2 protein-coding genes are annotated in these 2,305 nt (G+C 72.2%); both read right to left on the minus strand.

The features are described from left to right. Nucleotides 1–318 precede the first annotated feature (318 nt). Nucleotides 319–1,365 (minus strand): hypothetical protein, encoded by a 1,047-nt coding sequence (locus B9G38_RS16205; protein WP_086221065.1) that lies wholly within the window; start codon nucleotides 1,363–1,365, stop codon nucleotides 319–321. Nucleotides 1,366–1,422: 57 nt separating this feature from the next. Next, nucleotides 1,423–2,148, minus strand: coding sequence for a DUF1405 domain-containing protein (locus B9G38_RS16210; protein ID WP_086221066.1), 726 nt, complete (start codon nucleotides 2,146–2,148; stop codon nucleotides 1,423–1,425). Nucleotides 2,149–2,305 lie beyond the last annotated feature (157 nt).

A 2,305-nucleotide genomic window follows, 5' to 3' on the forward strand; every position in this document is an offset into this window, starting at 1 on the left:
GTAGATCGACGGCGGACACCTCCAAAGCCCCAGCCGCAAGGGCGGCGTACGCTCGCTGCGCTCCTCAGTCGCTCACTCCGTTCGCTCCTTGCGGTGCTTGCGTCGCCTACGCCGCCCTTGCGGCTGCCCCTTTGAGTCCCGCCCCGCACAGCAACCGCGCCTCACGCCTCCCCAGCCTCGTCGCTGGCGGCTAACGCCGCCAGCGACTCCCTCGCGCGGTGCTCCTCGCGGCCGCCGATGGCGGCCGCTCGCAGGCACGCGCCACCGCGGATCTATCTATAAATCGTAGGCTTTGGTGGACGACTGAGTCCCGTCGTTTCAGAACTCGAAGCCGACCGCGTCGCGGCTCGGGCGGAGCGGGCTCTTCGGGTACGGGGGCTCGGCGTCGGGGTCGTTGTACGCCCGCGGCGCCACGTCGTTCGGCCCGTCCGGGTAACAGAGCGCGGCGAGCGTCTGGATCGCCGTGCGGCCGCTCGCGAGCTCGAACTGCCCGCCGCCGTACAGCTCGATCCCCTCGCGCTCGCAGTAGGCGATCGTCTCGAACAGCGATTCGAGCGTGCCGAACCGCGAGGGCTTGACGTTACACCACCCCGGCTCGACCGGGAGCGACTCGAGGCTCTCGACGCCGTCGATCGGGTAGTCGAAGGCGAGCCGGTCGGCCTGCGGCTCGACGAGCGCCCCCGTGGCGGGGGTGAACGCCGGATCCTCCACGACCGCGGCCGGGAACGCCGCGAACACGTCGCGGTACAGCTCCGGGTCGGGCTCGACGTCGACCTCCGTCCCCTCGTACCACCCCTTCAGGTCGAGGACGCGCACGGCGTCGGTCTTCCGGAGGGCCTCGAACGCCGCCTCGGGCCACTCGGGAGTCGGGTCCAGCTTGAACTCCAGGTCGGGGTCGCGGGCGAGCAGCGCCTCGACGCGGTCGGTCGACGGCGGGTCGCCGAGCCGCGTCGAGACGACGAACCGGAGCGGCTCCGGGTCGATCCGGAGCGCGTCGCCCAGGGACTCCCCGCGCTGGCGGAGCGCGAGGTCGAGCGCCGCGCTCTCGACCGCCCACCGGCGGTAGTTGCGTGCGGTCTCGTTCGCCGGCGGGGTCCCGTGAAAGAGGTCTATCTCGTCGAGCCGGTCGGAGAGGCCGTCGATCGTCCACTCCCCCTCGATATCTATCGGATCGGTGCCGGCGAGCGCGTCGTGGTCGGCGGTCTCGTAGGTCACGTCTTCCCCTCTGCCGACGACGCCGTCCCCGGAGAGCCGGTACTCCGTGGTCGTCCGCTCGAAGCCGCTCGTCGTGTTCGCGACGTGTCGCCGGCGGTCGACGGACTCGATCGTCACCGGGAGGTCGGCGATCCGCTGGTAGAGGCTCATGGGCGAACGGACGCGGCGCGGCGACTTAAATCGGGGCGCGTCACGCGGCGGAACGCGTCACGCGGCGGGGCCGGAGTCGCGCTCGCGGCCGGACGCGCGGTCGCGGAGCGTCGCGATCCGCGTGCCGAGCGCCCAGAACAGCGGGACGACGGTGAGCGCGACCGCGCCCGCGGCCGCGACCTGGAGGACCGTGGTGGTGAACCACGGCGCGCCGTCCGCGTACGGCAGCGAGGTGTGGGTCACCTCGCCGATCACGGGCACGAAGTAGTCCATCAGCAGGTCGACGGTGTACCACGCGGTCGCGATCGCCACCGCGCGCAGCGGGAAGTCGGTGATCCGGTGGAGGACGAACGCCTGGACGACCATCGCGAGGTGGCTCACGAGCAGGAACGCGTACAGGGCCGGGCCGTTGACCGCGAGGAACTCCGGCCAGAAGACGACGAGGACGTACGGCGTCCACAGGCCGAGCTTGATATTGCCGAAGAATGCCAGCGCCGCGAGCGTGTCGCTCGACCGGCCGAGCGCCCACGCGCCGAGCGCGAGCGCGATGAGCAGCGTCGCCCCCGGGCTGTCCGGGATGAAGATCCACATCTCGGCCGGGAGGGCCCGAAACTGGAACCGGTAGTACCAGAAGCCGAACGCGGTGCCGACGAGGTTGATCGCGACGATAACCCACGCGAACCGGAAGGCGACGTCCTCCAGCCGTTTCGGGAGGGGGGCGACCCACCGCGGGAGCGACTCGCGGTCCGGCGGATCGCGTCCGAGGGCGCCGACGATGTCCATACCGCCGGCTCGGACCGGGCGGCCAAAGCCGTGGCGGTCCCGGCGGGCGCCACGCGACGCGCGCGCTCCGGCGCACCGGGCCGCCACCGCCCACCCGGCCGCGACGTCTAGGGCGCTGGGCGCACGGCGGCAGGCCTGGGGTATGCGCCGGCCGACG

The sequence above is a fragment of the Halorubrum sp. SD612 genome (assembly GCF_002135005.1).